Source organism: Ruegeria sp. F12, assembly GCF_056533885.1.
Genome location: NZ_JBQFOV010000007.1, coordinates 109,557 through 135,399, shown reverse-complemented (window position 1 = coordinate 135,399; position 25,843 = coordinate 109,557). Strand labels below are relative to the sequence as shown.

The 25,843-nt window shown below is 60.0% G+C and carries 30 protein-coding genes; 11 read left to right on the top strand and 19 right to left on the bottom strand.

Annotated elements, in window-relative coordinates:
- Positions 1-21: 21 nt before the first annotated feature.
- From infB to pip, 6 genes are all read right to left on the bottom strand, one after another.
- Positions 22-2,496 carry a translation initiation factor IF-2 gene (gene infB, locus ACR0CA_RS11915; protein WP_170770950.1) on the bottom strand — a complete coding sequence of 825 codons (2,475 nt, stop codon included), beginning with the start codon at positions 2,494-2,496 and terminating at the stop codon, positions 22-24.
- A gap of 8 nt (positions 2,497-2,504) precedes the next feature.
- Positions 2,505-3,128, bottom strand: coding sequence for an RNA-binding protein (locus tag ACR0CA_RS11910; RefSeq protein WP_170790079.1), 624 nt, complete (start codon positions 3,126-3,128; stop codon positions 2,505-2,507).
- Between the two features lie 24 nt (positions 3,129-3,152).
- Positions 3,153-4,763, bottom strand: a complete 1,611-nt coding sequence (nusA, locus tag ACR0CA_RS11905; RefSeq protein ID WP_480899217.1) for a transcription termination factor NusA — start codon at positions 4,761-4,763, stop codon at positions 3,153-3,155.
- Positions 4,763-5,353 (bottom strand): ribosome maturation factor RimP, encoded by a 591-nt coding sequence (gene rimP, locus ACR0CA_RS11900; RefSeq protein ID WP_170770957.1) that lies wholly within the window; start codon positions 5,351-5,353, stop codon positions 4,763-4,765. The genes nusA and rimP overlap by 1 nt, the downstream gene beginning before the upstream one ends.
- Before the next feature lie 158 nt (positions 5,354-5,511).
- The gene (locus tag ACR0CA_RS11895; RefSeq protein ID WP_480899215.1) at positions 5,512-6,330 is read right to left on the bottom strand and encodes an ABC transporter substrate-binding protein; all 819 of its coding nucleotides are present in this window, start codon (positions 6,328-6,330) and stop codon (positions 5,512-5,514) included.
- A complete protein-coding gene (gene pip / locus ACR0CA_RS11890) occupies positions 6,327-7,304 on the bottom strand; it encodes a prolyl aminopeptidase (RefSeq protein ID WP_480899213.1) in 978 nt (325 codons plus the stop codon). The genes ACR0CA_RS11895 and pip overlap by 4 nt, the downstream gene beginning before the upstream one ends.
- A gap of 48 nt (positions 7,305-7,352) precedes the next feature.
- On the opposite strand from pip, the gene ubiG reads away from it, so the two are divergent.
- Positions 7,353-8,099: a bifunctional 2-polyprenyl-6-hydroxyphenol methylase/3-demethylubiquinol 3-O-methyltransferase UbiG gene (gene ubiG / locus ACR0CA_RS11885; protein ID WP_170790082.1), complete on the top strand. Its 747-nt coding sequence runs from the start codon at positions 7,353-7,355 to the stop codon at positions 8,097-8,099.
- 2 nt (positions 8,100-8,101) lie between these two features.
- Here ubiG and ACR0CA_RS11880 read toward each other — a convergent pair whose 3' ends face one another.
- From ACR0CA_RS11880 to ACR0CA_RS11865, 4 genes are read right to left on the bottom strand one after another with little or no spacing between them, the layout of a single operon-like run.
- Positions 8,102-8,542, bottom strand: coding sequence for a MarR family winged helix-turn-helix transcriptional regulator (locus tag ACR0CA_RS11880; RefSeq protein ID WP_170790083.1), 441 nt, complete (start codon positions 8,540-8,542; stop codon positions 8,102-8,104).
- Between the two features lie 14 nt (positions 8,543-8,556).
- Positions 8,557-9,387 (bottom strand): carbon-nitrogen hydrolase family protein, encoded by an 831-nt coding sequence (locus ACR0CA_RS11875; RefSeq protein ID WP_480899210.1) that lies wholly within the window; start codon positions 9,385-9,387, stop codon positions 8,557-8,559.
- Complete coding sequence (gene grxC / locus ACR0CA_RS11870) at positions 9,384-9,641, bottom strand: glutaredoxin 3 (protein WP_170790085.1); 258 nt, start codon at positions 9,639-9,641, stop codon at positions 9,384-9,386. Before grxC ends, ACR0CA_RS11875 begins: the two co-directional genes overlap by 4 nt.
- A 37-nt stretch (positions 9,642-9,678) precedes the next feature.
- The gene (locus ACR0CA_RS11865) at positions 9,679-10,377 is read right to left on the bottom strand and encodes a ComF family protein (RefSeq protein WP_480899208.1); all 699 of its coding nucleotides are present in this window, start codon (positions 10,375-10,377) and stop codon (positions 9,679-9,681) included.
- A gap of 46 nt (positions 10,378-10,423) precedes the next feature.
- On the opposite strand from ACR0CA_RS11865, the gene ACR0CA_RS11860 reads away from it, so the two are divergent.
- Together ACR0CA_RS11860 and hemH are read left to right on the top strand one after the other, a co-directional pair.
- A complete protein-coding gene (locus ACR0CA_RS11860; RefSeq protein WP_480899206.1) occupies positions 10,424-11,254 on the top strand; it encodes a methyltransferase domain-containing protein in 831 nt (276 codons plus the stop codon).
- Between the two features lie 58 nt (positions 11,255-11,312).
- On the top strand, positions 11,313-12,362 hold the full coding sequence (hemH, locus tag ACR0CA_RS11855) for a ferrochelatase (protein WP_480899204.1): 1,050 nt from the start codon (positions 11,313-11,315) through the stop codon (positions 12,360-12,362).
- 87 nt (positions 12,363-12,449) lie between these two features.
- Here the strand turns inward: hemH and ACR0CA_RS11850 are convergent, their stop codons facing one another.
- Both ACR0CA_RS11850 and ACR0CA_RS11845 read right to left on the bottom strand, forming a co-directional pair.
- On the bottom strand, positions 12,450-12,632 hold the full coding sequence (locus ACR0CA_RS11850; RefSeq protein ID WP_170770974.1) for a hypothetical protein: 183 nt from the start codon (positions 12,630-12,632) through the stop codon (positions 12,450-12,452).
- 139 nt (positions 12,633-12,771) lie between these two features.
- Entirely contained in the window at positions 12,772-13,371 is a 600-nt protein-coding gene (locus ACR0CA_RS11845; protein WP_170770976.1) for a L,D-transpeptidase, read from the bottom strand.
- A gap of 169 nt (positions 13,372-13,540) precedes the next feature.
- Between ACR0CA_RS11845 and dalA the strand changes: the two genes are divergently transcribed.
- A complete protein-coding gene (gene dalA, locus ACR0CA_RS11840; RefSeq protein WP_170770978.1) occupies positions 13,541-14,056 on the top strand; it encodes a divisome-associated lipoprotein DalA in 516 nt (171 codons plus the stop codon).
- A 61-nt stretch (positions 14,057-14,117) separates the two neighbouring features.
- Here the strand turns inward: dalA and ACR0CA_RS11835 are convergent, their stop codons facing one another.
- From ACR0CA_RS11835 to ACR0CA_RS11805, 7 genes are all read right to left on the bottom strand, one after another.
- The gene (locus ACR0CA_RS11835; protein ID WP_170770981.1) at positions 14,118-14,582 is read right to left on the bottom strand and encodes a PTS sugar transporter subunit IIA; all 465 of its coding nucleotides are present in this window, start codon (positions 14,580-14,582) and stop codon (positions 14,118-14,120) included.
- Positions 14,583-14,642: 60 nt separating this feature from the next.
- Positions 14,643-15,206, bottom strand: coding sequence for a ribosome hibernation-promoting factor, HPF/YfiA family (hpf, locus tag ACR0CA_RS11830; protein ID WP_170770983.1), 564 nt, complete (start codon positions 15,204-15,206; stop codon positions 14,643-14,645).
- Positions 15,207-15,458: 252 nt separating this feature from the next.
- The gene (gene lptB / locus ACR0CA_RS11825) at positions 15,459-16,217 is read right to left on the bottom strand and encodes an LPS export ABC transporter ATP-binding protein (protein WP_170786428.1); all 759 of its coding nucleotides are present in this window, start codon (positions 16,215-16,217) and stop codon (positions 15,459-15,461) included.
- Positions 16,217-16,708: an LptA/OstA family protein gene (locus tag ACR0CA_RS11820; RefSeq protein ID WP_170770987.1), complete on the bottom strand. Its 492-nt coding sequence runs from the start codon at positions 16,706-16,708 to the stop codon at positions 16,217-16,219. Before ACR0CA_RS11820 ends, lptB begins: the two co-directional genes overlap by 1 nt.
- Before the next feature lie 3 nt (positions 16,709-16,711).
- Entirely contained in the window at positions 16,712-17,311 is a 600-nt protein-coding gene (gene lptC, locus ACR0CA_RS11815; protein ID WP_170770989.1) for an LPS export ABC transporter periplasmic protein LptC, read from the bottom strand.
- A 12-nt stretch (positions 17,312-17,323) separates the two neighbouring features.
- The gene (locus ACR0CA_RS11810; RefSeq protein ID WP_480899200.1) at positions 17,324-18,292 is read right to left on the bottom strand and encodes a KpsF/GutQ family sugar-phosphate isomerase; all 969 of its coding nucleotides are present in this window, start codon (positions 18,290-18,292) and stop codon (positions 17,324-17,326) included.
- A complete protein-coding gene (locus tag ACR0CA_RS11805) occupies positions 18,289-18,903 on the bottom strand; it encodes a ribonuclease D (protein WP_480899198.1) in 615 nt (204 codons plus the stop codon). The genes ACR0CA_RS11810 and ACR0CA_RS11805 overlap by 4 nt, the downstream gene beginning before the upstream one ends.
- Before the next feature lie 163 nt (positions 18,904-19,066).
- Here ACR0CA_RS11805 and ACR0CA_RS11800 point away from each other — a divergent pair, with 163 nt between their 5' ends.
- From ACR0CA_RS11800 to ACR0CA_RS11770, 7 genes are all read left to right on the top strand, one after another.
- Positions 19,067-20,287: an MFS transporter gene (locus ACR0CA_RS11800; protein WP_480899196.1), complete on the top strand. Its 1,221-nt coding sequence runs from the start codon at positions 19,067-19,069 to the stop codon at positions 20,285-20,287.
- A gap of 33 nt (positions 20,288-20,320) precedes the next feature.
- Positions 20,321-20,749, top strand: coding sequence for an Lrp/AsnC family transcriptional regulator (locus ACR0CA_RS11795; protein WP_170770997.1), 429 nt, complete (start codon positions 20,321-20,323; stop codon positions 20,747-20,749).
- A 73-nt stretch (positions 20,750-20,822) separates the two neighbouring features.
- Positions 20,823-21,509 carry a lytic transglycosylase domain-containing protein gene (locus ACR0CA_RS11790; protein ID WP_480899195.1) on the top strand — a complete coding sequence of 229 codons (687 nt, stop codon included), beginning with the start codon at positions 20,823-20,825 and terminating at the stop codon, positions 21,507-21,509.
- A gap of 9 nt (positions 21,510-21,518) precedes the next feature.
- Positions 21,519-23,606, top strand: coding sequence for a flagellar biosynthesis protein FlhA (gene flhA, locus ACR0CA_RS11785; RefSeq protein WP_480899193.1), 2,088 nt, complete (start codon positions 21,519-21,521; stop codon positions 23,604-23,606).
- On the top strand, positions 23,603-24,376 hold the full coding sequence (locus ACR0CA_RS11780) for a flagellar biosynthetic protein FliR (RefSeq protein ID WP_480899191.1): 774 nt from the start codon (positions 23,603-23,605) through the stop codon (positions 24,374-24,376). The genes flhA and ACR0CA_RS11780 overlap by 4 nt, the downstream gene beginning before the upstream one ends.
- Entirely contained in the window at positions 24,373-25,455 is a 1,083-nt protein-coding gene (flhB, locus tag ACR0CA_RS11775) for a flagellar type III secretion system protein FlhB (RefSeq protein ID WP_480899189.1), read from the top strand. Before ACR0CA_RS11780 ends, flhB begins: the two co-directional genes overlap by 4 nt.
- Positions 25,455-25,838 (top strand): hypothetical protein, encoded by a 384-nt coding sequence (locus tag ACR0CA_RS11770; protein WP_170790095.1) that lies wholly within the window; start codon positions 25,455-25,457, stop codon positions 25,836-25,838. Before flhB ends, ACR0CA_RS11770 begins: the two co-directional genes overlap by 1 nt.
- The last annotated feature ends 5 nt before the right edge of the window (positions 25,839-25,843 follow it).

Here is a 25,843-nt window from a genome sequence, read left to right as displayed (position 1 = left end):
ATTTCTTCTGTAGCAACCGGATCAGTCCAGCGTCCGCGTGACCTCTTCGCGCTCGAAGATCTCGATCACGTCGCCGGCGCGGATGTCGTCGTAATTTTCGAACGCCATACCGCATTCCTGACCCGACTGAACCTCGGTCACTTCGTCCTTGAATCGCTTCAGCGTTTTCAGCGTGCCTTCGTGGATCACCACGTTGTCGCGCAGCAAGCGGACACCTGCGGAACGACGTGCGACACCTTCTGTAACCAGACAACCAGCAACCTTGCCGACGCCGGTGACCTTGAAGACTTCGCGGATCTCGGCGTAACCGATGAACTTCTCGCGGATCTCGGCACTCAGCAGGCCCGAAGCAGCTGCTTTCACGTCATCCACGAGGTCATAGATCACCGAGTAATAGCGGATTTCCACACCCTTCTGGTTCGCAGTGTTCCGCGCCGAGGCGTTCGCACGGACGTTGAAGCCAAAGATCGGTGCGCCGGAGGCTTCGGCCAGACCGACATCCGTCTCGGTGATTGCACCGACACCCGAATGCAGAACGCGCACGCGCACTTCTTCGTTGCCGATCTTCTCCATCGCCTGAACGATGGCTTCGGCCGAACCTTGTACGTCCGCCTTCATCAGAATCGGCAGCTCGGTGACATTTTCGTCTTCCTTGGCCTTCTGCATCAGTTGCTCAAGGGTGGTCGCGGCACCGGCGGCGGCGCGTTTGTCCTTGGCGGCTTGCTCACGATAAGCAGCAATCTCGCGGGCTTGCGCTTCGGTCTCGGTCACGTTCAGAACGTCACCGGCTTCGGGCGTGCCGTTGAGACCCAGAACCTCAACCGGAACCGAGGGGCCTGCCTCTTTGACGCGGTCGCCTTTGTCGTTGATCAGCGCACGGACCTTACCGTATTGCTCACCCACAACAAAGATATCGCCCTGACGCAGCGTACCGTTCTGAACCAGAACGGTGGCCACGGGGCCACGACCCACATCTAGCTGCGCCTCGATCACAGCACCTTGGGCGGCGCGGTCGGGGTTGGCTTTCAGTTCCAGAATCTCAGCCTGCAGCGCGATGGCTTCCAGCAATTCGTCCAGACCCTGACCGGTGATGGCGGAGACTTCGACGTCCTGAACCTCACCTGACATTTTCTCGACGATCACTTCATGCTGAAGCAGATCGGTGCGCACCTTGTCCGGATTTGCATCCGGCTTGTCGACCTTGTTGATCGCCACGATCATCGGCACTTCGGCCGCTTTAGCGTGGTTGATCGCCTCGATGGTCTGCGGCATCACCGCGTCGTCGGCGGCAACCACCAGAACCACGATATCCGTGACCTGAGCCCCGCGCGAGCGCATCGAAGTAAAGGCCGCGTGGCCCGGAGTATCCAGGAAGGTCAGCGTAGTGCCGCCATCGGTTTTCACCTGATAGGCGCCGATATGCTGGGTGATGCCCCCGGCTTCACCGGCCACAACGCGCGCATCGCGGATCGCATCCAGCAGCGAGGTTTTACCGTGGTCAACGTGACCCATGATGGTGATGACCGGCGGACGCGGCTGCAGGTCCTCGTCCTTGTCCTCGACCTCTTTGATGACGTCTTCCACATCCGAATCGGAGACACGAGTGACCTTGTGGCCAAACTCTTCGATGATCAGTTCCGCGGTATCGGCGTCGATGGTCTGGTTTTGCGTGACCATCATGCCCATCTGCATCAGCGATTTGACAACATCAGCGACACGCTCGGCCATACGGTTGGCCAGTTCCGAAACCATGATCGCCTCGGGCAGCTGAACGTCGCGGATCACCTTTTCGCGTTCAACCGAACCACCCATGGCTTTCTGGCGCGCACGTTCCTGCTTGCGCTTCATCGCAGCCATCGAGCGTTGGCGGTTGCCTTCGCCACCGGTGGCCTGACCCAGAGTCAGTTTACCCGAGCGGCGGTTGTCATCACGGCCCTTGCCACGACCGCGCTGTTCACGCTCGCGATCCTGCTTGCGCGGAGCAGCCGCAGGCGCGGGCTTGCTGGCTGGGCTGCGCGCGGCTTTGGGCTCTTCGGGCGCGGGGGCAGCGGCGGCGCGTTTGGCGGCTTCTTCTGCCTCCTGACGCTTGCGCTCTTCTTCCTCGGCCTTGGCACGTGCCTTTTCTTCAGCCTCACGCTGTTCGCGTTCCTTGGCTTCCTGTTCCGCGCGGCGACGGGCGCGTTCTTCTTCACGCGCCTTTTCAGCAGCCTCACGGGCGGCGGCCTCTTCGACCTCGCGCGCTTTGGCGGCCTGCAGCGCCTTCATCCGGCGGGCCATTTCGGCGTCGGAAATCCCGGCAGGACGGCGCGACGGATCACCCGAAGGCGTTGCACCGCCGCTCGGCTTTCCGGCACCCGGCTTGGGGACCACCACGCGTTTGCGTTTGGTTTCCACCACGACATTCTTGGTGCGTCCGTGGCTGAAACTCTGTTTCACATTTCCGGGGCGTGCCCCGCCACGAAGACCCAATGTCTTTTTGCCGTCACTATCGCTCATAAAGCTTCTTACCCTTCCGTGCGGCCCTTGCCGCCGTCATCCGTTTCGCGCAAGCCACGCAGGCGCTGCGCTTCCTCTACAACACGTTTGGCGAGTCCGCCAGAGGCCAGCGCCGCATGAATCACGGTTTGGCGCCCAAATGCCGCCCCTAATTCATCCGCAGTCAGCCATCCGATGTATTTTCCGAAGTGCGGCGTGCTGAGTTTCGACTTGCCGCGCCCCGATCCATCGCTGGCCTGAATCAGTACCTGAGCCTCTTCCCGGTCCAGCCACGTCTTGACCTTTTCATACCCAGCGACCGCGTCACCGGACTTGCGCGCCAAGCTGATCAGCTCGATCACCCGTCGCGCGACTTGCTTTTCAACCTCATCCGCCAGGTCCGTTTGCGCAGTCGCCTGCGTCTTGAACCCGCGCGAGAACAGCTTTTTGCCAACGGCCTTATCCAGCGCGGCGCGATCCGCCGCCACATAGACCCCGCGCCCCGGCAGTTTTGCCGCAACATCGGGAAAGACCTGACCCTCCGGACCCATTACAAAGCGGATCAGCCCGTATTTGGGCTGAACCTCGCCCGTGGCGATGCACTTGCGTTCGGGTCCGTCCGACCGATCCTTGTGGACGCCACCGCGACCCATTAACGCCACCCCGAGGCCCTGAGATCAGGCCTCGGCCTCCTCTTCGATCTCGCCTTCTTCGTCGGCTTGCTCCAACTCGGCCGGATCAACCCAGCCCAGCATGATGCGTGCCGTCATGACCAAGTCCTGTGCCTCTTCCAGCGTCACGCCGAAAGGTTCCAGAACACCATCATCCTTGATGCGCTCGCCGTCGACCGTGGTCCAGCCACCGGCCAGTTCCCAGTCGGCGCAGGTGGCGAAGTCTTCCAGAGTCTTCACGTCATCCTTGGCCAGCGCCTCTACCATCTGGGGTGTGAGGCCTTCGAATTCAATAAGGCTGTCCTCGACGCCCAACGCACGGGCTGCGTCCAGAGCCGCCTTGGCCTGTGCTTCCAGGAATTCACGGGCCCGGGTCTGCAATTCCTGAGCGGTGCCTTCGTCAACGCCGTCGATGACCAGAAGCTCGTCCAGCTCGACATAGGCCACCTCTTCGAGGTTGGTGAAGCCTTCGGACACCAGCAGTTGGGCAAAGAACTCGTCCAGATCCAGCGTCTCCATGAACAGCTGGGTTCGGGCTTCGAATTCCTTCTGACGACGTGCCGATTCTTCGGCCTCGGTCATGATGTCGATGTCCAGGTTGGTCAGTTGGCTGGCCAGACGCACGTTCTGACCGCGACGGCCGATTGCCAGCGACAGCTGTTCTTCGGGTACGACAACTTCGATCTTGCCAGCTTCTTCATCCAGAACCACCTTGGAGACTTCCGCGGGCTGCAGGGCGTTCACAAGGAAGGTCGGCTGATCTTCGTTCCACGGGATGATGTCGATCTTTTCACCCTGCAGTTCGTTCACAACCGCCTGCACACGGCTGCCGCGCATACCAACGCAGGCACCGACAGGGTCGATCGAGCCGTCATAAGAGATCACGGCGATCTTGGCGCGCGAACCGGGGTCGCGGGCCACGGCCTTAACCTCGATGATGCCGTCATAAATCTCCGGCACTTCCATCTTGAACAGCTCGGCCATGAATTCCGGCGCGGTGCGCGACAGGAATATCTGGTGGCCACGAACCTCGCGGCGCACTTCCTTGATGTAGGCGCGCACGCGATCATTCGGGCGATAGCTTTCGCGGCCGATCTTGTCATTGCGGCGCAGAACGGCCTCGGCACCGCCCAGATCGACGATGACATTGCCAAATTCTTCGCGCTTGACCGCACCGTTGATGATGGTGCCTGCGCGATCCTTGAACTCTTCGTACTGGCGATCACGTTCCGCTTCGCGGACCTTCTGCAGGATCACCTGCTTGGCCGATTGCGCCGCGATCCGGCCCATTTCAACCGGCGGCACTTCTTCGACGAAGACGTCACCGACCTCAGGGTTTTCTATGTACTGCTTGGCTTGTTCGACGGTGAACTCGGCCTGATAATTTTCCAGCTCTTCATCCTCAACCACGGTGCGGACGCGGGTAAAGGTCGCCTTACCTGTCTTGCGGTCGATGCTGACACGGATGTCCATCTCGGCGCCGTAGCGGCTCTTGGCGGCACGGGCGAGCGATTCTTCCATCGCTTCGACAACCAGACCGGGGTCGATCATCTTTTCGCGGGCCACGGCCTCGGCGGTCTGCAGCAGCTCCAGCTGGTTGGCTGAGGTGATTGCCATCAGTTCGTCTCCTCTTCGGACCCTTCGGTCTCAATCTCGTCGAAAGCGTTTTCGTTTAAGGATCCAGCGTCTTTGCGCTGGCGCAGCATTTCCTTGATCAGGTCATCGGTCAAAACCAGCTTGGCATCGCTCAGCCAGTCGAATTGCAGACCGATGGTGATCGTCTCATCTCCCTCGGGGATATTGATCAGAACTTCATCCCCTTCGATCCCGGCCAGCTCACCCTTAAAGCGGCGGCGGCCGTCGATCAGTTCCGCGGTTTCAATCTTCGCTTCATACCCTTCGAAATTCTCAAAATCCTTGAGACGGGTCAGAGGGCGGTCGATACCGGGGCTGGACACCTCCAGCGTATAGGCGTCCAAAATCGGATCCTCGACATCCAACGTGGCGCTGACGGCGTTGGAAATCTCAGCGCAGTCATCCACTTCGATGCCACCATCGGGTTTGTCAGCCATGATCTGCAACGTGGTGGTCTTGCCGCTCATCAGGCGGATACGCACAAGCTCATACCCCAGATCCTCGATCACGGGGGTGATGATCTCGGCCAGTCGCCGGTCAATGGCAGCTTTGGCAATCAGGTCGTTTGTCATTCAGATCTCTACCCTTCAATCGGGCACAAAAAAACGGGCGCGCGGCCCGTCGATATTTCCGGTGGAGCCTTGAACCAGAAGTCCAACGCGCCGCTGTTGCAACTGCATATACGCAGGCTTTCCCGAGTCTGCAACCCCCGGCGTGAAACGTGATCAGGTCAGGCCAGCCACCACCGTTCAGCGATGCGTCCGTCGTCCAGCGCACGCCCCCCGATCTGGCGCGGCATTCCCACCTGTCCGGCCACGGCCAGCGCCATGTCATCTTGGCTGGGGTGATAGCGCAGGCCGCGCTGATCCTTCAGGCCATCGCTATCAGGCAGCGCCGCGACATCCACGTAACCGTCGCGCAACGCCTCGGCCCGGACGCGGGCGTCAGGGATCACGATCACCTCAAGCGCGTCGGCCCAACCGGCCTGTCCATCCTTGTAGTGATCCGCCACCCGGCGGCCCAGAAAATGCCGATTATCCTGGGCCCGTTCAACCCGGTAGCACCCGGTGCCATTGGCGGCGTGCAAGGGCGTCACGCCCTGCCCATCGCGCGTGATGACGAACCGCGTATCGGCCAGCAGGAACGGCAGGCCGGGATTGGCCTCGGTCAGTTCCAGCCGCACCGAAGCCGCCGTCAGCGCCTCAGCCCGCCCGACCAGTTGCAGCACCGACACCACATCTGCAACATCCAGCGCCGCGCCGTCATGGAAGGTCACATTAGCCCGCAGATCAAAGCTCCAGACCCGCGCATCCGCATTCGTGCGCCACCCGGTCGCCAATTCGCCGCGCAAGGTGCCATCGGGCGCGATCTCGGTCAGAGTGTCAAAGACAGCCCCACGCGCAATCTGCTCCAAACTGTCATCACGTGGCACGGCCAGCCGCAGCGTTCCGCCCTTTTTGGGCGTATCTGCCAGCGAGGCCCCCGTGGCCGCCAGCAAAGCCGCCGCAGCACCCGAGGCAAATAAGGCACGACGGTCCATCCGGGTCATGCGATGCCCTCCGCCACGCGGTCCATGATGCGCACCAGCTCGGCGCTGATGCCGGGTTCGGACAGGGCATGACCTGCTTGTCGCACCATCTTCAGCTCGGCATTCGGCCAGCGTTCGGCCAAAGACCACGCGGCCTGTGGCGGGCAGATCATGTCATAGCGCCCTTGCACAATATGGCCGGGGATATGGGCGATCCGGGCCATCTGATCCAGAATCTGCCCGTCCTTCTCAAGAAACGCGCCATGGGTGAAGTAATGATTCTCTAGCCGCGCAAAAGCGCGCGCGTATTCTCCGGGGCTTTCGCCTGTGGACCCGTGCGAATGGATCGAGGCCAGCGCATTCTCCCACGCCGACCAGGCCCGCGCATACAGGATTTCCGTCGCCCGATCACCCGAAAACAGGCGTTTGTGATAAGCGCCGATGGTGTCCGACAATTCATCCTCGGTCAGCAGAGCGGTGAATTTCGCCCATTGCTCGGGCCAGAACTTGCCCGCGCCGCCACCATAGAACCAATCAAGCTCGGCCTGAGTGGCCAGAAATACGCCGCGCAGCACCAGCCGATTGACGCGGTCTGGATGCGCCTGTGCATAGATCAACGCCAAGGTCGCCCCCCAGCTGCCGCCAAACACCGTCCAGTCGTCGATATCCAGCAGAGTCCGTAGGCGTTCGATGTCATCCACCAGATCCCACGTCGTATTATCCACAACTGACGCATGGGGCCGCGACCGACCACACCCGCGTTGATCAAACAGAATCACCCGGAACACACGCGGATCGAAATACCGCCGCATCGCTGGGCTGCACCCGCCACCGGGGCCGCCATGCAGGATCACGACCGGCAAGCCTTCGGGATTGCCGCATTGCTCCATATAAATACGGTGCCCATCGCCCACATCGACCATGCGCTGATCGAACGGGTCGATCGGCGGGTACAGATACTGAACTGCGCGCTTTTGGTCCGGGTACTTATCCATTAGGGCCCTATATAGTCTTTAAACGTAAAAGAGCACACGGAGACAGGAATGCAAGCGCATCCGAACACGGTTGACCCGTCCGAGATCGCAAAATTCGAGGCAATGGCTGCAGAATGGTGGGACCCGCATGGGAAATTCAAACCTCTGCACATGCTCAATCCGTGCCGTCTGGACTATATCACACAGCAGATTGCCGGTGAATTTGACCGTGATCTGAAGGCCGAAAAACCGTTCGAGGGGCTGCGCCTGCTTGATATCGGCTGCGGCGGCGGGCTGCTGAGCGAACCGATGGCGCGTCTGGGCGCGACGGTCGTGGGCGCCGACGCTGCTGAACGTAACCTGCCGGTCGCCCGCATCCATGCCGAACAATCGGGGCTTGAGATCGACTATCGCCACACCACCGCCGAGGACATGGCCGCCGCGGGCGAGCAATTCGACGTGGTGCTGAACATGGAGGTGGTCGAACACGTAGCCGACCCCCTCGGCTATCTCACCGCCACGCAGCAATTGCTGAAACCCGGCGGGTTGCAAGTGTGTTCGACCATCAACCGCAACCCGAAATCCTTTGCGATGGCCATTTTCGGGGCCGAGGTCGTCATGCGCTGGCTGCCCCGCGGCACGCATGAATGGAACAAGTTCATTACCCCCGATGAGCTGTTCGACCTGCTGCGTCAGGCCGGGCTGGAGCCGGTGGACCGCAAGGGTTTCGTCTTCAACCCGATCCTGTGGAGCTGGTCGATCTCGAACCGGGATCTGAGCGTGAACTATGTGACGGCGAGTGTGAAGCCTACCTGAGGCTACTCCCCCTCCAACTGCAACCGCAAATCCCGCAGTACGGGCAGCGTGCTGCGGACGCGCTCCAACCCCAGCTCTCCGACCACGCGGTTGATCAGCGGGGCAATCGACGAAATCGCCTGATCGCGCGCGCGACGACCGGCGGGACTGATGGCAACCATCTTGCGGCGGGCGTCGTCCCAGTCGGGGCGGATGTGGATGTATCCGGCCCATTCCAGCTTGGCCAATGTGTTGGTCATCGCCCCGCGAGTGACGTGGAACGTGCTGGCCAGTTGCGCCGGGCTGCGCTCATCGCCGACGAACACAAGATGGTTCAGGACCGAGAAATGCGAGATCTCCATACCCTTTGGCAGCACCCGGCTGAGCCGGTTGCGCAATAGCTGGTCGGCGGTCAGGATCTCGCTGAACAGCGTGACCGCAAGGGCATTGGTGTCGTTTGCCATGGTCCGATCTTGAGTCAGGGCCCATCGAAGGGCCGCAGGTGCGTCAGTGAGGGCACGCGGCGGCGCGCCTCTGACACAGAACTATCATCCAAATCGAAAATGTGAATGCCCGGATCAGTGCCTGCGTCGATGACGACCTCTCCCCACGGGGCAATGGCCATGGTATGGCCATGCGTATGTCGTGTTTTTCCGCGCGTTTTAGGGTGCGCACCCGTTTGCGCCGGAGCCAGCACCCAACAGCCGGTCTCAATCGCCCGAGCGCGCAGCAGCGATTCCCAATGCGCCTTGCCCGTGACCGGAGAAAACGCCGCCGGAACGGTCAGAATTCGCGCACCTGCCTGCGCCAAGGCAGCAAAGAGATGCGGAAAACGGATGTCATAGCAAATGGCCATACCGACCTTACCGAAATCGGTCTGCGCAATCACGGCCCGGTCGCCGGGGCGATAGTTCTTCGACTCGCGGAAGGTTTCAGTTTCCGAGACCTGCACGTCGAACATATGGATCTTGTCATAGCGCGCCACGATCTGCCCTCGCGGATCGATCATGAACGACCGGTTGGCAAAGCGCCCATCGGCGTCGTGCGTCTTGATCCCAAGCGAGCCGATCAACAACCACACGCCCAGCGCAGCAGCCTGTTCGCGCAAGCCCGCCAGCGTCTGGTCATCTTCTTCGTGCTGCAACACCTCGCGTTGCCGCGTGGTCGAGGTCGAGACGCAGTTCGTCACCTCGGGCGTCAGAATGAACAGCGCGCCCTGCGTGGCCGCCTCGGCCATCAGTGCGCGCACCATGTTCAGATTGTCAGACGGATCATCCGACGAGGTGATCTGCAGCAGCGCAGTCTTCATGCCGCCAGCAGGCGATCCAACTTGCCCTGACGGTCCAGCTCGTACAGATCATCACAGCCGCCAACGTGCTGGGTGCCGATGAAGATTTGCGGCACGGTGCGTTTGCCGCCTGCGCGCTTGATCATCTCGGGCTTGCGTTTGGGGTGCATGAAGACGTCAACCTCTTTGAACTCGACGCCTTTCTGCTTCAGCAGACGCTTGGCCGCATGGCAGAAGCCGCACAGAGGCGATGTGTAGATCTCAACCGGTTTCATAAATCATCCCTTCGGGTTTCGCGTAATCCTGCGCGAATTAGGCATCCTTGGCAACGCGCGCTAGGGTCAACACGAAAATATGATTTGCCCCTGCATCCATGCAGACACGGGCACAGGCCGCCAGCGTCGCACCCGAGGTCATCACGTCATCGACAAGCAGGACATCCCGACCCTGTATCCGGCTGATGCGCCTGGGATGGGGCGCGATGGCGTTTTCCAGCGTCTCGGCCCTTTGCGCGGCGGTTTTCCCGTCCAGAACCGGCGTTTTGACCCGGCGGGTCAGAAGATCGGGGCAGACCTCCAGCCCGGTTTGCTGGCCCAAGTGCTGCGCCAACAGAGCGGATTGATTGTAGCGTCGCTTCAGCAATCGGGACCAATGCAAGGGCACCGGCACCACAAGCATGTCTTCGCGGAACAAATCCCGACCTGCCTCGGTCATCCAGCGCGCAGCGGGGCGCGCCAGTTCGGGCCGGTCCCCGTGTTTGAACGCCAAAATCAGTCCTCGCGCCTTGCCGTCATACAACAATGCCGACCGTCCATCCCGCCATGGCCGGGGCGTCTTCATGCAGTCATCGCATTCGATCCGGTACCCATCCGCCTCGCCCGGCAGAGGCAACCCGCAGCTTTCGCAGACGACCCCGCCGATGAACGGCGCGTCACGCCAGCACGCGCCGCAAAGGCCAAAGTCAGACTCGGTCAACTCGCCGCAGCCCATGCAACGCGGTGGATAGATCATCTGAAGGGCGGTTTGAATCCGCGGCCAGATGCGATACTTGCGCCCTATGAAACTGCCTGCTTCCAACGCACCCTCTCTGTTCGACCGCAAGGCCCTGACCCTGCATCGCGCCCGCACCCGGGACGAGGCCCTGTTCCTGCACCGCGCCGCCGTGGACGAGGTTCAGGATCGACTCAGCATGGTTAACAAAACCTTTACGGCCCCGGCTGTGGTGACGCCGTTTGCCCATATCTGGCGGGATGTGTTCCCAGAGGCACAGATCGTGGCCGATGATGAGGCGCTGGCCCTGACCCCCGGTGCGCATGATCTGGTGATTCACGCTATGGCGCTGCACTGGGCCAACGACCCCGTAGGCCAGTTGATCCAATGCCATCGGGCGCTAAAGCCTGACGGGCTGCTGCTGGTGGTCTGTCTGGGCGGAGAAACCCTGCACGAGCTGCGCGCAGCATTGGGTCAGGCCGAGATCGAGGTCTCGGGCGGGCTCAGCCCACGCGTCGCGCCGATGGGAGAACTGCGTGATATGGGCGGCTTGCTGCAACGGGCCGGGCTGGCCCTGCCGGTGGCCGACACGGCGCGACTGACGGCCGAATACCGCGACCTGCGACATCTGATGCAGGATCTGCGCGTAATGGGCGAGACCAACAGCCTAACCGACCGCATCAGACGCCCCACTCGGCGACAGGTCTTTGACCGCGCCCAGCAGATATACGCCGAACACTTCGCAACCCCCCAAAGGCGGTTGAAAACCACCTATGAACTGATTTGCCTGACCGGCTGGTCCCCAGATGACAGTCAGCAAAAGCCCCTTCGCCCGGGATCGGCCCAAACCCGCCTTGCCGATGCATTGGGGACAAAAGAAGGCAAACTGTCCGATTGACGGCGGACCATTTCCGTTTATCTCAGCCCGGAACACGACGAATTCAGGAAACAATCCCATGTTTGACGCCACTCGACCCGCTCATGCCCCCGAAGACCACCCCAAGGTCAAAATGGGCCGCGTCGGCATCCTGCTGGCCAATCTGGGCACTCCGGACGATTACACCTATTGGCCAATGCGCCGATATCTGAACGAGTTTCTTTCGGACCAGCGCGTCATCGACTATCCGAAATGGAAATGGCAGCCGATCTTGCAGGGGATCATTCTCAGCAAGCGGCCCTTCAGTTCGGGCGAGGCCTACAAATCGATCTGGAATCACGAAAAAGGCGAAAGCCCGCTGATGACGATCACCAAGGATCAAACCGCCAAGATGCGCGATGCGATGCAAGCGCGCTATGGCGATCGGGTGATGGTCGATTTCTGTATGCGCTACGGCAATCCCTCGACCAAATCCAAGGTGCGCGAATTGGTGGCAGCGGGCTGTGAGCGCATCCTGTTCTTCCCGCTCTATCCGCAGTATGCGGGCGCCACGACCGCCACCGCCAATGACCAGTTCTTCCGCGCCCTGATGGAAGAAGTCTGGCAACCTGCGTCACGCACCGTGCCCGCCTATTTCGACGAACCCGCTTATATCGACGCGCTGGCCGGATCTGTGGAACAGGCTTACGCCGCGATGGAAACCAAGCCTGATATTCTGGTCTGCTCATATCACGGGATGCCGGACCGCTATTTGCAGCAGGGCGATCCCTATCACTGCCAATGTGCAAAAACCTCTCGCCTGCTGAAAGAACGGTTGGGCTGGGCGGATGATCAGCTTGTATCAACCTTCCAGTCGCGATTCGGGCCCGAGGAATGGTTGAAACCCTATACGGTCGATCACGTGGCGGACCTGGCACGTCAGGGGAAGAAAAACATCGCCGTGATCGCTCCGGCCTTTTCCGCCGATTGCATCGAGACGCTGGAAGAGATCAACGAAGAGATCAAGGAAAGCTTTGAAGAAGCCGGCGGCGAGAGCTTTACCTACATCCCCTGCCTCAATGACGACGACGCGCATATCGCAGCTCTTAGCAAGGTCATCGAAGACAATCTGAAGGGCTGGCTGGACTAAACCCGACCTGATCCGGCGCCTGCATGAGCGCATAAAAAAAGGCGGTGGAATGCTCCACCGCCTTTTTTATGTATTTCGCTCGTCGAATTAGCTTGCTGCAACAGCTGCGGCAACCACAACCAACAGGACCAGCGGCAGGATGATGCCCTGCGACGAACCCTGAGTTTCTTCGACAACAACAGGTGCTTCAACAACCGGCTCTTCCAGGTTGCCAGCAAAAGCGGTCGATGCAGCAGCGGTCAGTGCAGCGGCGAGAACGAGTTTCTTCATATTAACCTCCAGAATAAGTACGGCTCCAACTAGCGAAACCGCACACCCAAGACTTACCTCGTATATTTTTCTAACCAGCTATCCGACTGGAATGCAAATGGAACTTGCGTCGCAAGCGGGTTCACGCGCGATTTTGTCGTCAAATTAGCAACACTTGCGTGCCAACATTGGCCATCGAAAACAACTCGGCAATATCTTCGTTGAAAAGACCGATGCAGCCATTGGATGATCTACGCCCGATTTTGCGCGTATCGTGGGTTCCATGAATTCGATAGTATTTCCAGCTTAGATATAAAGCGTGCGTTCCCAACGGGTTATCCGGACCCGGTGGAATATAGTCCGGCCATTCCGGGTTGCGTTTCTTCATCGACGGCGTCGGCGCCCAGCTTGGACCTTCGACTTTTCGGATCACGCTGGTGCGTCCCCGGCGGGTCAATTCCTCGGTCAAGGGCACTGAAGACGGATACAGTTTGTACACACTTTGATCTTCTGACCAATAATGTAGCGCCCGTGAGATGGTATCGACCAAAATTGCGCCGTTTCGAGTGTTGTCGAAATAGGGTTTCCAATCCAAAGCGCGGAAGCCAGAAATATTGCGGCGCACCTGAGGTTCGGGCTCTGGGGCCGGCCTGAGCGGATCACCGGGGATGTATTGCGCAATCGCAGGTGACGCCAGCGCCGCCGTGGCGGTCGTCAGAAATACGCGGCGACTTGTCGCCGGAATAGGTTTCTTGACCATATCGAGCGGTCCCTCTCTATACCAAATCTGAAAAACTGACGTATTTTATTGCCAGAATGCGTCTTTCGCAAACCAAACCGGCAAAATCACGCGAGAATCGGCTATTGCAGGTTTGCCCAACCCCGTCGAGCGCGCTATGCCCTAGGACAACAGAAACATCAGGCCCACCATGACGCGTATTATTTCTTTATTGTTTGCTTGCCTCGTTGCTCTGGCAGCATGTACCCCCAGCAGCACGCCGACTTACGGTGCCGACGGGCGTCCTTTGCCGACTGTCTACAAGATTCGAGGCAATCCCGAAAAACTGCAATTCCGCATGCTTGATTCGGTCAACGCGCTGCGTCAGGCGTCGGGACTACAACCGGTTCAACTGAATGCGCAGCTGAACGCAGCTGCCGCGACCCACTCCAAGGACATGGCGCGTCAGAACCGGCCATGGCATTTCGGGTCCGACGGCTCTTCGCCAATCGACCGGGCGGCGCGTGTGGGATATTTCGGCACATTTCTGGGCGAGGCGATTTCCGAGACATTCGAAACCGAAACCGAAACGCTGGCCGCCTGGATGCAGGAACCGGGGCCACGCTCGGTTATTCTGGACCCAAAGGCCACACAAATGGGCTTTGCCTGGCATCAGGAGAATGGCGGGAAAATCTGGTGGACTCTGGAAATGGGGACCGGCGGCTGACCACAGCCACTTAAATAAGAAGCCCCCAATATTCGGGGGCTTTTCTTTTTCAATCAGACGATTAAGCCGCCTGCATGGATTGCGCTTCGGTCAAAATCGCATAGAGCTTGACTGGATCGGGATTGGCCCGCAGCTTGGCGCAAACCGAGGTATCGCGCAGCGTCCGAGATACCAGCGCCAGTGCCTTCAGGTGATCCACTCCCGCCTCTTCGGGGGCGAACAATGCAAAAGCGATATCAACAGGCTGCCGGTCTACCGACCCAAAATCAATCGGCTTTTCCAGCATGACAAACACGCCCGAGACATCCTGCAGCTCGGTCAGCCGCGCATGAGGCAGAGCAACGCCATGGCCCACGCCTGTGGGCCCAAGGCTTTCACGCTCCAGAAGCGCATCCACAACGACCTGCGCGTCCAGACCCAGTGTCGCAGCCGCAACATCGCCGATTTCCTGAAACAACCGCTTCTTGCTGGATGCGGCGGATAACACACGCACTGCTTCGGGCTTCAGAATGCTCGAAAGCTCCATGATAACGCTCCATGACGATGCCCCCACTGGCGCAGGGGCACGTCTTTCTAATCTTGCCTGTTACGGATCAATCCAGCCGATGTTTCCGTCTTCCCGACGATACACGACATTCAATCCATCCTTGTTCTCATTCCGGAACACCAGCACCGGGGCACCAGCCAGTTCCATCTGCATAACGGCTTCACCAACACTCAGCGATGGGATCTTGGTTTCCATCTCAGCCACGATCATCGGCTGCAGAGTTTCAGGCTCATCCGCCGACTCAGATTCGTCAGAGGCGAGGATATAAGAGGAAGCTCCAAAGAGTTCAACCGGCTCGGACCGATCCTTGTGATGGTCCTTGAGACGGCGTTTGTATCGGCGCAATTGTGTTTCCATCTTGTCACAGCACCCCTCGAATGCTGCGTAAATCTCGGTTGCGTGGGCTTTGGCCTGCGCCGTCAGGCCGGTGGAAAGATGTACGGTGGTCTCGCACACATATTCATGCGCAGAACGGGAAAAGACGACATTGGCGTCGGTCGGTCGCTGGGCGTATTTGCCCACCACCTCGCCAAGTTCGGTCTGCACATGGGTCTGAAGTGCTTCGCCGATGTCGATCTGTTTTCCGCTGATTTGGTAACGCATGTGATCTCCTTCACAATTCACACCCATTTAGACGCTGTGAAATACAACGCGCTTTTTTTTATCGGGTGGGGGGTATCGACATGTTCCGCGGTAGCCGGAACTTGATCCCTTCGAAGAAGGGGCATCGTGATCCAGACTGGAACCGAGGAAATGCCATGCCCCAATTGAGGCAAGAGACGGAGGAAGAGTCAATCAAAACAGGCGTGTATATACGAGATTTCCGCCATGCATCCGGCGCAATACCACGCAAACCTATGAAATACGGAAGTTTTCGCCCAGATAGACGCGGCGCACGTTTTCGTTTTCGACTACTTCGTCCGGCGTTCCGGACATAAGTACCTGACCATCATGCAGAATATAGGCGCGATCCACGATCTCGAGCGTCTCGCGCACGTTGTGATCGGTGATCAGAACACCGATCCCGCGCTTTTTCAGATCGGCCACAAGGTGACGGATATCGCCCACGCTGATCGGGTCCACACCGGCAAAAGGTTCGTCCAGCAGCAAATACTTGGGGTCAGCCGCCAGACAACGCGCGATCTCGACCCGGCGCCGTTCGCCACCAGACAGGGCCAGTGCAGGCGCGCGACGCAGATGTTCGATCGAGAAATCGGACAACAGCTCTTCCAGCCGTTCTTTGCGGCGATGCGCGTGTTTTACGGTGATATCCAGCACGGCTAATATGTTGTCTTCAACGCTCATACCCCGGAAAATCGACATCTCCTGCGGCAGATACCCGATACCAAGCCGTGCGCGGCGGTACATGGGCAGGGTCGTCACCACCTGACCGTCGATGGTCACGGTTCCAGCCTCGGGAAAAACCAGCCCAGCCACGGAATAAAAGGTCGTGGTCTTGCCCGACCCGTTGGGCCCCAACAGCGCCACAACCTCGGACCGGCCCAATGTCATCGAGACATCGCGGATAACCGTTTTCTTCCGGTAGGATTTACGCAGCTTTTCGATCCTGAGCCCCGATGTGCCCTCGGTCACGCTCAGACTGGGTCGCGCCATCAGTTGGCCCCCTGCTGAAGGATCGTCTTGACGTTGCCCGTCACCGTTGCCGACCCAGAGGTCAGGTTTGCATTCATCTGATCGCCGCTGATCGTGCTGGGGCCCTGGGTCAGCAGAACGTTACCGCGCATGACGATCTGGCCCGAGTCGATGGTATATTCCGCCCAATCCCCTTCCGCCGCATCGGGCGGGCTGACCAGAACAACGTCTTCCGTGGCCTCCATCCGCTCGATACCCGAGCGGTCCTCATTGTAGATCACCAGTACCCGACCCGCAGTCAGCCGCATTTCTCCCTGGATGACGATCACGTTGCCCACGAACTCGGCCGAGCCGTCCTCCTGGTTCACGTTCAGCGATTCCGATGTCACCTCGACCGGCAGGCTGGGGTCTGCCTTGACGGCACCAAACGCGACCTGGGTTCCCTGCGCCGCAGCCAGATTGGCACCGGCCAGCAAAGAGACGGTAAGAAGGACAGTACGAAAATCGAACACAGCTTATCTTTCTGCTTGTTGCGGCTGGTATATCAGCTTCACGCCATCTGTAAAAAGAATATGGACCGGACCGTCCTTTTTTTCCGCCCCGAATGTCATACGACCGGCCGAGAAATCGCCGATCGCGCCGGTTCCGTCAATCTGACCCGGCGTATCACCCCGAATTTCGTCCAAGGCAGTGTTCAGGTGATCGGTTGTCACCCGAATACCGTCGGTCGTGGTAATCACGACATCTCCCACGAAGGTTGCCGTGTTCTTGTCAGGGCGGATCGTGCCCGAATTGGAATCCAGCGTGATGATACCGCCATTCAAAAGCCCCAGCCTGCCCTGAAACTCGGATGCCGTGGGCACAGAGTTCTCGGTTCCTTGCGTGGCTTGCGTGGCTTCGATCAGTACCTCTTCGCCCTTGCGCGTGGTGCCACGGTAGCTCGGATTGGTGACCACCTGATCGGCCAGACGTTCCTCGATATCGCGTTGGGTGAAGGGGACCGTCACGTCGGTTTCGATGCTGCGCGACAGCAGGAACACGGTGGACAACAGCACAATGGCCGCCAGCGGCAGGACCACCTTCAAGAACTGCACCATCCGAGAGTGGCTGTCCACGGCCCCGCCCTCTTATCCCAGCCCGACGCGCAGGCAATCGTGAATGTGCAGCAGACCCAGCGCGTGGCCGTCCGTATCCGGTTCGACCACAAACAACGAGGTGATCTTGCGGTCATTCATGATCGCCACGGCTTCTTCAGCCAATGCATCGGGTCCGATTGTCGTCGGGTTCTCGGTCATCACCTGCGCGGCTGTTTTGGACAGCAAACCATCCATGTGACGGCGCAGGTCCCCATCGGTGATAATCCCCGAAAGCTGGCCGCCGCTTTCTGTCACGCCCGCGACGCCGAACCCTTTCTGGCTGATCTCTATCAGCGCATCGCTCATGGCGACATCGGATGCCAGCAGGGGCAGGGCCTCGCCCGTATGCATCAGGTCACGCACCGTGCTGAGCCGCGCGCCCAGCTTGCCTCCGGGGTGGAAAGCACGGAAATCCTCGGGCTTGAAATCGCGATGTTTCATCAGCGCGATCGCCAGCGCGTCGCCCATCGCCAATGTCAGCGTGGTCGAGATCGAGGGCACCATGCCAAATCCACACGCCTCGCCCATCGAGGGGATCAGCAAGTGCACATCCGCCTGTTTCATCAACGTGCTTTCAGGCTTGCTGGACAAGCCGATCAGCGGAATCCCAAACCGGCGGGTAAAGGCCAGCAAGTTTGCCAGTTCCGGCGCTTCGCCAGAATTCGAAATAGCCAGAACAACATCGCCCTTGGACACCATGCCCAAGTCGCCATGGCTGGCCTCGGCAGGGTGAACGAAATAGGCGGGCGTGCCGGTGCTGGCCAAAGTTGCCGCGATTTTGTGGCCGATATGACCTGATTTGCCGATGCCGCTGATGATAATGCGGCCTGTGGCTTGCAGGATCAGCTGCACGGCCTCGGCAAAGTCTTCGTTCAGGCTGTCGGCCAGCACGTCCAGCGCGCGGGCTTCGTCGGTGATCACCTGTCGGGCGGTTTTCAGGAAGGCGTCTGTATCGGTCATGAGTGCGCAAAAATATCCGTTTCGGGCCAACCGGCGAGGTCAAGCTTCGCACGCATCGGCAAGAATTCAAAACAGGCCTGGGCCATTTCCGTCCGGCCTTCGCGGGCCAGCCGACCGTCCAGCGCCTCGCGCAGACGGTGCAGATACAAAACGTCCGAGGCCGCATAGTCCAGCTGCGCCTCTGTCAGGGTTTCGGCACCCCAGTCGCTCATCTGTTGCTGTTTCGAGATATCGACCCCGATCAGTTCCTGGCACAGGTTTTTCAGCCCGTGGCGGTCGGTATAGGTGCGCACCAAACGGCTGGCGATCTTGGTGCAATAGACCGGCGCGGCCAGTGCGCCAAAGGCGTGATACATCGCCGCGATATCGAAGCGTCCGAAATGGAACAGCTTCAGTACGTCGGGGTTTTCCAGCATCGCGCACAGGTTTCGGGCCTCGGTCTGACCTTTGGCGACCTGCACAATATGGCTGTTGCCATCGCCGCCCGACATCTGGATCACACACAGACGGTCGCGATGCGGGTTAAGCCCCATGGTTTCGCAGTCGATGGCCACGACAGGGCCAAGGTCCAACCCGTCCGGCAGGTCGTTTTGATAAAGATGGTTCGCCACGGGGTCTTCCTTTGTGCAGTATCGCCCCCGAGATAGGCGGTTTGGCCCGTGAACTCAACGCCATCCATAGAATGCAACAAAGATACGCGATTCTTGACCATCCGAGACTGGGCTGGGAAAACCAACCATGTATCCGTTTCCACCGGAAAGGACCGCCCGGACAATGCTGAGCATCTTGCGAAACCGCGTTTATCGCCACCTGTTGGCCGCCCAGATAGTGGCGCTGACCGGCACCGGTTTGGCGACGGTTGCGCTAGGGCTTCTGGCATTTGATCTTGCAGGTAATGCTGCAGGCATGGTGCTGGGCACGGCGCTGACGATCAAGATGGTCGCCTATGTGCTGGTCGCGCCCATTGCCGCCGCCGTGGCCGAGCGGCTGGATCGCCGCAAAATGCTGGTGGTGTTGGATCTGGTCCGTGCGGCTGTGGCTGTCTGCTTGCCCTTCGTAACCGAGATCTGGCAGGTTTTTGTGCTGATTTTCATCCTGCAATCGGCCTCGGCCGGGTTCACGCCCGCGTTTCAGGCCACGATCCCGGATGTGCTGACGGATGAGCACGACTATACAAAGGCTCTATCGCTGTCCCGGCTGGCCTATGATCTGGAGAGCGTCGTAAGCCCACTGCTTGCCGCTGCTTTGCTGACGATTGTCAGTTTTGACAGCCTGTTCTGGGGCACTGGGGTTGGTTTTGTCGCCTCGGCCCTGCTGGTGGTTTCGGTCGTCCTGCCCTCGCCCAAACCCAAACAACCCCGCGGTATCTTTGACCGCACCACCCGCGGCCTGCGCATTTATTTGGCCACACCACGCCTCAGGGGGTTGCTGGCGCTGAACTGGACGGCTGCAGCCCTCAGCGCGACGGTTATTGTCAACACGGTGGTTATCGTGCGCGGCGATCTAGGACTGTCGGAAAGCGCAGTGGCAACGGCTCTGGCCGGGTTCGGAGGCGGTTCGATGCTGGCCGCTTTTGCCCTGCCCGCCCTGTTAGAGAAACTGCGGGACCGCGACGTCATGCTGACCGGCGCGAGCTTTGGCACGTTGTCGATGGCCGTGGCCGCCGCGATGTCGGCGCTGTCACTGATCTCGCTGCCCGGCCTCGCGCTGATCTGGGCCTGCGTCGGGTTTGGCTATTCGGCAACGCTGACCCCGGCAGGCCGCTTACTGACCCGCTCGGCCCCGCCTGAGGATCGCCCTGCGCTTTTCGCCGCGCAATTCACACTGTCGCATCTATGCTGGTTGGCGCTCTATCCCCTTGCGGGCTGGCTGATGACAGACAAGGGCACAACCCAAACCTTTGCCTGGATGACCTTTGCGGCGGCCTGGGGGATCGGGTTTATGGGCTTTCTGTGGCCCCGGTCCCTGACCCGTGCGCCCCATAACAAGCCTTGAGCCTCTGCCCGCCCTTGCACTACATCTGGCGTCATGGATCAACTGGACCGCCGCATCATCGCCGCCCTGCAACACAATGCCCGCGAGTCGACCACCAAGATCGCGGCCAAGCTGGGCGTAGCCCGCACCACCGTGCACGAGCGGATCAACCGCATGGAAGAGCGCGGCGTGATCGCAGGTTACTCCGTCGTACTGACTACACCCGAAGACAGCCCCCGCGTACAGGTCGTTGTCCTGCTGGAGGTGCAGCAAAAGGAAACCACGCGCATCATCAAGCGGCTCGAGGCCTACCCCGAGGTCAAACTGTGCCTGTCCATTAACGGAGAGTTCGACCTGTTGCTATCCGCCGAAGCCCCAAGATTGGAAGATTTGGACATTCTGGTGGATGAGCTGGCCAAAATCCCCGGCGTTCTGCGCACCAATACCAGCGTCGTGTTCGGGCGGCGGATTGATCGAATCTGATTGGCCGATAACCCTCTGTAAACCTAAGCGGGACTAGCTTGGCCGGGACTGATCAGAATCCCGGACCGGCAGAATGCCCCATCGTTTCATCTCAGGACTGGTTGTCGCGCTTTTCGTCGCGCAATCGCTAGCCGCCGCGCCAGATGCCCGCACTGCCGGGATCTGCGACCATGCCGCCCGACGCGCTGCACGCACGCATGACGTGCCGCTGGACGTGCTGCGCGCCATATCGCGGGTTGAAACAGGCCGCGCGGTGGACGGCCAACTTGCCCCATGGCCCTGGACCATCAATGTTGAGGGCAAGGGGTTCTGGTTTACTTCGGAATACGAGGCGAAAACCTATCTTTTCAACATCTTCAAAGCAGGCAAACGCAGCTTTGATGTCGGCTGCTTTCAGATCAACTACCGGTGGCACGGTAAGGCTTTTCGGTCGATCGACGCGATGTTCGACCCACTCGAAAACGCACAATACGCCGCCCGGTTCCTGAAAAAACTGCATGCCGAGCTTGGGTCATGGACCGCTGCCGCCGGTGCCTATCACTCGCGCACGCCGGATCTGGCGCAGGCCTATTCCGGCCGGTTCAGGCGCGTTCTGGCCGGGTTAGAGCAGGGTATCGACGCGCCTCTGGCGGCGCGAGACCCGTTCACCGGAGCGGCTGCGCCGCTGATCCCCCAGGACACCGACCAAACGCGCGGCACTGCACTTGGCTCGCTGGTTCCTGCGACCGGAACCGCCACCGCCTTCATCCCATTCTACTAGGAGGGTCGCGTGCCCAAGATCGACCCTCGTTCCCTGTTCTCGCCCACCGTCCTGCTGGCGCTGGCGCTGATGACGGTCATCGTGATGATGATCCTGCCGATGCCCGCCTGGGTGCTGGATGTAGGTCTGGCGGCGTCTTTCGCGCTGGCCATCCTGATCTTCACTCTGACCCTGTTCATCGAACGGCCATTGGATTTCTCATCCTTCCCCACGATCCTGCTGGCCTCACTGATGCTGCGGCTGTCGCTGAACGTGTCGTCAACCAAGCTGATCATCGGTCAGGGGCACACCGGCCCCAGCGCCGCCGGGGACGTGATCGAGGGATTCGCCAATTTCGTCATGGGCGGCAGCATCTTCCTGGGGCTGGTGGTGTTCGGCGTACTGCTGATCGTGAACTTCATGGTCATCACCAAAGGTGCCGCCCGCATGGCCGAGGTCGGTGCGCGCTTTGCGCTGGACGGGATGCCGGGCAAACAGCTGGCCATTGACAGCGACATGTCCGCCGGGGCCATCGACCACCAGCAAGCCAAGGAACGGCGCGAGCGCGAGCAGCAAGAGACGACATTCTTCGGCTCGCTCGACGGTGCTTCGAAATTCGTCAAAGGCGATGCGGTTGCTGGTCTGCTGATCACCCTGCTGAACCTCGTGATGGGTCTGATCATGGGAGTGATCGTGCATGGGATGCCGATATCCTCGGCGTTTGAAACCTATGCCATCTTGACCGTGGGCGACGGGTTGGTGTCGCAAATCCCAGCCGTGATCATCTCGATCGCCTCGGCGCTGCTGCTGGCGCGTGGCGGCACGCAGGGGGCCACGGACAACGCCATTTTTTCACAACTGGGCAAGCACCCGGCGGCGTTGGGGACGGTGGCAATGCTGATGGTGCTGTTTGCTCTGGTGCCGGGTCTGCCCTTCCTGCCCTTCATCCTTGGGGCCTGTGTTCTGGGCTATGCCGCCTATAGCGTGCACCGCAAACAAAAGGCCGAGGCTGACGCCGCCATCGCCCCAGCGACCACCGACGACACACTGGTTTCTCAGGCGATTGGAGACATTCTGGATCTGGACGACGTGCATCTGGAATTTGCGCCGGATCTGGTCAGCATGGTGTTGAACCCCGGCACCGGGCTGGACGCACGGATCACCAATATGCGGACCTATGTGGCCTCAACCTTTGGTCTGATCCTGCCAGACATCCGCCTGACCGACCGCGCCGATCTGCCCATGGGCACATATGTGGTCAAGGTCCACGGGGTTGAACAGGCGCGTGGCGAATTGAACCCTGATCTGGTGCTGGCGCTAGTGCAGGACGACCGTGATTTGCTACCCGACGGCACCGACGTGACCGAACCCGTCTATGGCGCCCCTGCCCGCTGGATTCTGCCCAAAGATCAAGAGGCCGCGGCGATGAGCGGGGCCACCATCGTCTCGCCCCCCGAGATCCTCGCCACGCACCTGCTTGAGATCATCAAACAGAACTTCTCGCGCCTGCTGACATTGAAATCTCTGCGCCGGCTGCTGGCCGAGATGACCAAGCTCAGCGATCCCATCCGGGCCGAGGCCAACCGCAAGCTGCTGGATGAACTGATCCCCGACAAAGTGCCGATCGACACGCTACATGCGGTGTTGCGGCTGCTGCTGGATGAGCGTGTTTCGATCCGCAACATGGCCCTGATCTTGGAAAGCGTGGCCGAGGCGCGCCTGACCACGACACAGCCTGAAGGTATCTGCGAACTGGTCCGTCAGCGCTTGGGCTTCCAACTGGTGGCCGAGATGAAGCGCGAGGATGGCTCGATCCCACTTATCCAACTGGCCCCGGAATGGGAGGATACGTTTTCGACCTACCAGATCGACGCGCCAAATGCGGGGCTGGACGTCGCGCTGCCGCCGAACCTGTTCAACAAACTAGCCGATGGAGTCGTTAACACGGTGTCACAATCGGCCGATCATGGGCTGTTTCCGGCGGTTGTGACTTCGACCCGGCGACGGCGATTGTTGCGCACGATCATGCACGCGCGCGGCGTCGCGAACCCGGTCCTCTCGTTCGAGGAAATCGGACTGGAAGCACGCCCTGCCCTGGTCGGAACGGTGCCCGCGTGATCGCCCTGCCGCCCGAGCTTCTACCCCAATTGGGGGATGGGCTGTGGCACCTCTTTGCCGTCTTACTGCGTGTCTCTGCACTGGTTTCTCTGCTGCCCGCATTTGGCGAGCACAGCATTCCGACCCGCGTGAAACTGGGCATCTCGGTGGCGTTCACACTGATCATCCTGCCTGCCACCCCGGCACCAATCCCGTCCCCCGGCCTACTGCCGATGGTACGGCTTATCGTGACCGAGATATTGGTCGGCGTGGCACTGGGGCTGGGGTTGCGACTTTTCGTGCTGGCCCTGCAAACCGCCGGCTCTATCGCCGCGCAAGCGACCTCTCTGTCCCAGATCCTGGGTGGCGCGGCCGCTGACCCGGTTCCGGCTATGGGCTACATGCTCACCCTGGCCGGCCTGACCCTGGCTGTATTGCTGGGGCTGCATGTTCACGTCGCGCAATTCCTGATCCTAAGCTACACGCTGTTTCCGATGGGCGTGGCCCCGGCAGCCTCGGACCTGTCGGAATGGGGCGTGCAGCGGATCGCGCGCAGTTTCAGCCTTGCGTTCAGCCTCGCCATGCCCTTCGTCATCGCATCATTGATCTATAACCTCGCGCTTGGCGTGATCAACCGAGCCATGCCACAGCTTATGGTGGCTTTTGTCGGCGCCCCCGCGATTACCTTTGCCGGACTGTTCCTGTTGTTTGCCGGCACGCCTTTGATCTTGTCGGTCTGGGCCGACGCGCTGTTTTCCTTCATCGTCAACCCGGTCGGAGCCAGCAGATGAGCAGTGATGACGACAGTGACAAGTCATTCGAGCCAACGCCACAGAAGCTTCAGAAAGCACGCGAGAAGGGCGAAGTTGCCAAGTCTAACGACCTGTCGGTTGTCGCGGCCTATTCGGGGTTACTGGTGGCTCTGCTGTCCGCAGGCAGTTATGGCGTCCAGCAAATGGGGACACTGTTTGTCGTTCTGGTCGATCAAGCCAGCGACTTGTCAGAATTGTTGATCGAGGGTCCAGCCGTCAATCCGGTCGCTGGGCTACTACAAACCGCTCTGGTGGCGATGTCCATCCTGTTCGCCTTGCCCGCCGCGGCCGTATTGCTCAGCCTGATTGCCCAGCGGGCCCTGATTTTTGCGCCCAGCAAGCTGAAGCCCAAACTCTCGCGTATTTCGATCCCATCCAACGCCAAGAACAAGTTCGGGCGTGGCGGTCTGTTCGAATTTGCCAAGAGCTTTGTGAAACTGGTGATCTATGGAACGTGCCTGACCCTGTTTCTGCGCGCCAATCTGGACCAGATCCTGTCAGCCAGCGCGGCACCGGCCAAGGCATCTTTGCTTTTGATGATGAATTTGTTGTTTCGGTTCCTGTTTATCGTCGTCGCCGTGGCTCTCGCGATCGGAGCGGTGGATTACCTTTGGCAATATGCCGAGCATATCCGCAAAAACCGGATGTCGCGCAAAGAAATTCAGGACGAAACCAAGGACGCCGAGGGCGATCCGCATGTCAAACAGCAGCGCCGCCAGCGCGCGCAAGAGATCGCGACAAATCAGATGATGGCGGACGTGCCCAAGGCAGATGTGGTTGTTGTCAACCCAACCCATTTTGCAGTCGCGCTAAAGTGGTCGCGGGCCGCCGGCTCGGCCCCGGTCTGTGTTGCCAAGGGCGTGGACGAGGTCGCAGCCGCCATTCGATCGGCGGCTGGAACAGCGGGCGTTCCAATACACTCGGACCCGCCAACCGCGCGCGCGCTGCACGCGACCGTCGAGATCGGGCAGGAGATTGCAGAGGAACATTATAAACCCGTCGCTGCGGCTATTCGGTTTGCCGAGGCAATGCGCAAAAAAGCAAAAGGGCAGATTTGATGAAACGCCAAAAGCTTTCAAACTTGCAAATAGCCACAGACGCACTTTTCCAGAAAGAGCATCAAGCCCTGGCACCCATCTTGCAGGCCGAGATCCGTATCCAAAACCAGCTGGCACGATTGGACGGTCAAGTTCGGCAAACGCGCCGGGATACCAACGACACCGAAGGATATCGTGTCACCGGAACAGATATCCTGTGGCATGGGTGGGAATCCAATACCCGTCGTCAGTTGAACATGGAACTGGCGCGGGTGAGATCGCAAAAGCTTGCAGCTCTGGACGCGTTGCGCTCCGCGTTTGGGCGCCAGCAGGCGGTTACCCGGCTGTCTGATATCGAAACGGAAAACCGACGCCGCGCTTTGCAGAAGAAACAGATACCTTAATGCGC

Coding starts and splice junctions, on each gene's coding strand:
- infB (WP_170770950.1), bottom strand. CDS start 2,496: ATGAGCGATAGTGACGGCAAAAAGACATTGGGTCTTCGTGGCGGGGCA.
- ACR0CA_RS11910 (WP_170790079.1), bottom strand. CDS start 3,128: ATGGGTCGCGGTGGCGTCCACAAGGATCGGTCGGACGGACCCGAACGC.
- nusA (WP_480899217.1), bottom strand. CDS start 4,763: ATGGCAATCACCTCAGCCAACCAGCTGGAGCTGCTGCAGACCGCCGAG.
- rimP (WP_170770957.1), bottom strand. CDS start 5,353: ATGACAAACGACCTGATTGCCAAAGCTGCCATTGACCGGCGACTGGCC.
- ACR0CA_RS11895 (WP_480899215.1), bottom strand. CDS start 6,330: ATGACCCGGATGGACCGTCGTGCCTTATTTGCCTCGGGTGCTGCGGCG.
- pip (WP_480899213.1), bottom strand. CDS start 7,304: ATGGATAAGTACCCGGACCAAAAGCGCGCAGTTCAGTATCTGTACCCG.
- ubiG (WP_170790082.1), top strand. CDS start 7,353: ATGCAAGCGCATCCGAACACGGTTGACCCGTCCGAGATCGCAAAATTC.
- ACR0CA_RS11880 (WP_170790083.1), bottom strand. CDS start 8,542: ATGGCAAACGACACCAATGCCCTTGCGGTCACGCTGTTCAGCGAGATC.
- ACR0CA_RS11875 (WP_480899210.1), bottom strand. CDS start 9,387: ATGAAGACTGCGCTGCTGCAGATCACCTCGTCGGATGATCCGTCTGAC.
- grxC (WP_170790085.1), bottom strand. CDS start 9,641: ATGAAACCGGTTGAGATCTACACATCGCCTCTGTGCGGCTTCTGCCAT.
- ACR0CA_RS11865 (WP_480899208.1), bottom strand. CDS start 10,377: ATGATCTATCCACCGCGTTGCATGGGCTGCGGCGAGTTGACCGAGTCT.
- ACR0CA_RS11860 (WP_480899206.1), top strand. CDS start 10,424: ATGAAACTGCCTGCTTCCAACGCACCCTCTCTGTTCGACCGCAAGGCC.
- hemH (WP_480899204.1), top strand. CDS start 11,313: ATGTTTGACGCCACTCGACCCGCTCATGCCCCCGAAGACCACCCCAAG.
- ACR0CA_RS11850 (WP_170770974.1), bottom strand. CDS start 12,632: ATGAAGAAACTCGTTCTCGCCGCTGCACTGACCGCTGCTGCATCGACC.
- ACR0CA_RS11845 (WP_170770976.1), bottom strand. CDS start 13,371: ATGGTCAAGAAACCTATTCCGGCGACAAGTCGCCGCGTATTTCTGACG.
- dalA (WP_170770978.1), top strand. CDS start 13,541: ATGACGCGTATTATTTCTTTATTGTTTGCTTGCCTCGTTGCTCTGGCA.
- ACR0CA_RS11835 (WP_170770981.1), bottom strand. CDS start 14,582: ATGGAGCTTTCGAGCATTCTGAAGCCCGAAGCAGTGCGTGTGTTATCC.
- hpf (WP_170770983.1), bottom strand. CDS start 15,206: ATGCGTTACCAAATCAGCGGAAAACAGATCGACATCGGCGAAGCACTT.
- lptB (WP_170786428.1), bottom strand. CDS start 16,217: ATGGCGCGACCCAGTCTGAGCGTGACCGAGGGCACATCGGGGCTCAGG.
- ACR0CA_RS11810 (WP_480899200.1), bottom strand. CDS start 18,292: ATGACCGATACAGACGCCTTCCTGAAAACCGCCCGACAGGTGATCACC.
- ACR0CA_RS11800 (WP_480899196.1), top strand. CDS start 19,067: ATGCTGAGCATCTTGCGAAACCGCGTTTATCGCCACCTGTTGGCCGCC.
- ACR0CA_RS11795 (WP_170770997.1), top strand. CDS start 20,321: ATGGATCAACTGGACCGCCGCATCATCGCCGCCCTGCAACACAATGCC.
- ACR0CA_RS11790 (WP_480899195.1), top strand. CDS start 20,823: ATGCCCCATCGTTTCATCTCAGGACTGGTTGTCGCGCTTTTCGTCGCG.
- flhB (WP_480899189.1), top strand. CDS start 24,373: ATGAGCAGTGATGACGACAGTGACAAGTCATTCGAGCCAACGCCACAG.
- ACR0CA_RS11770 (WP_170790095.1), top strand. CDS start 25,455: ATGAAACGCCAAAAGCTTTCAAACTTGCAAATAGCCACAGACGCACTT.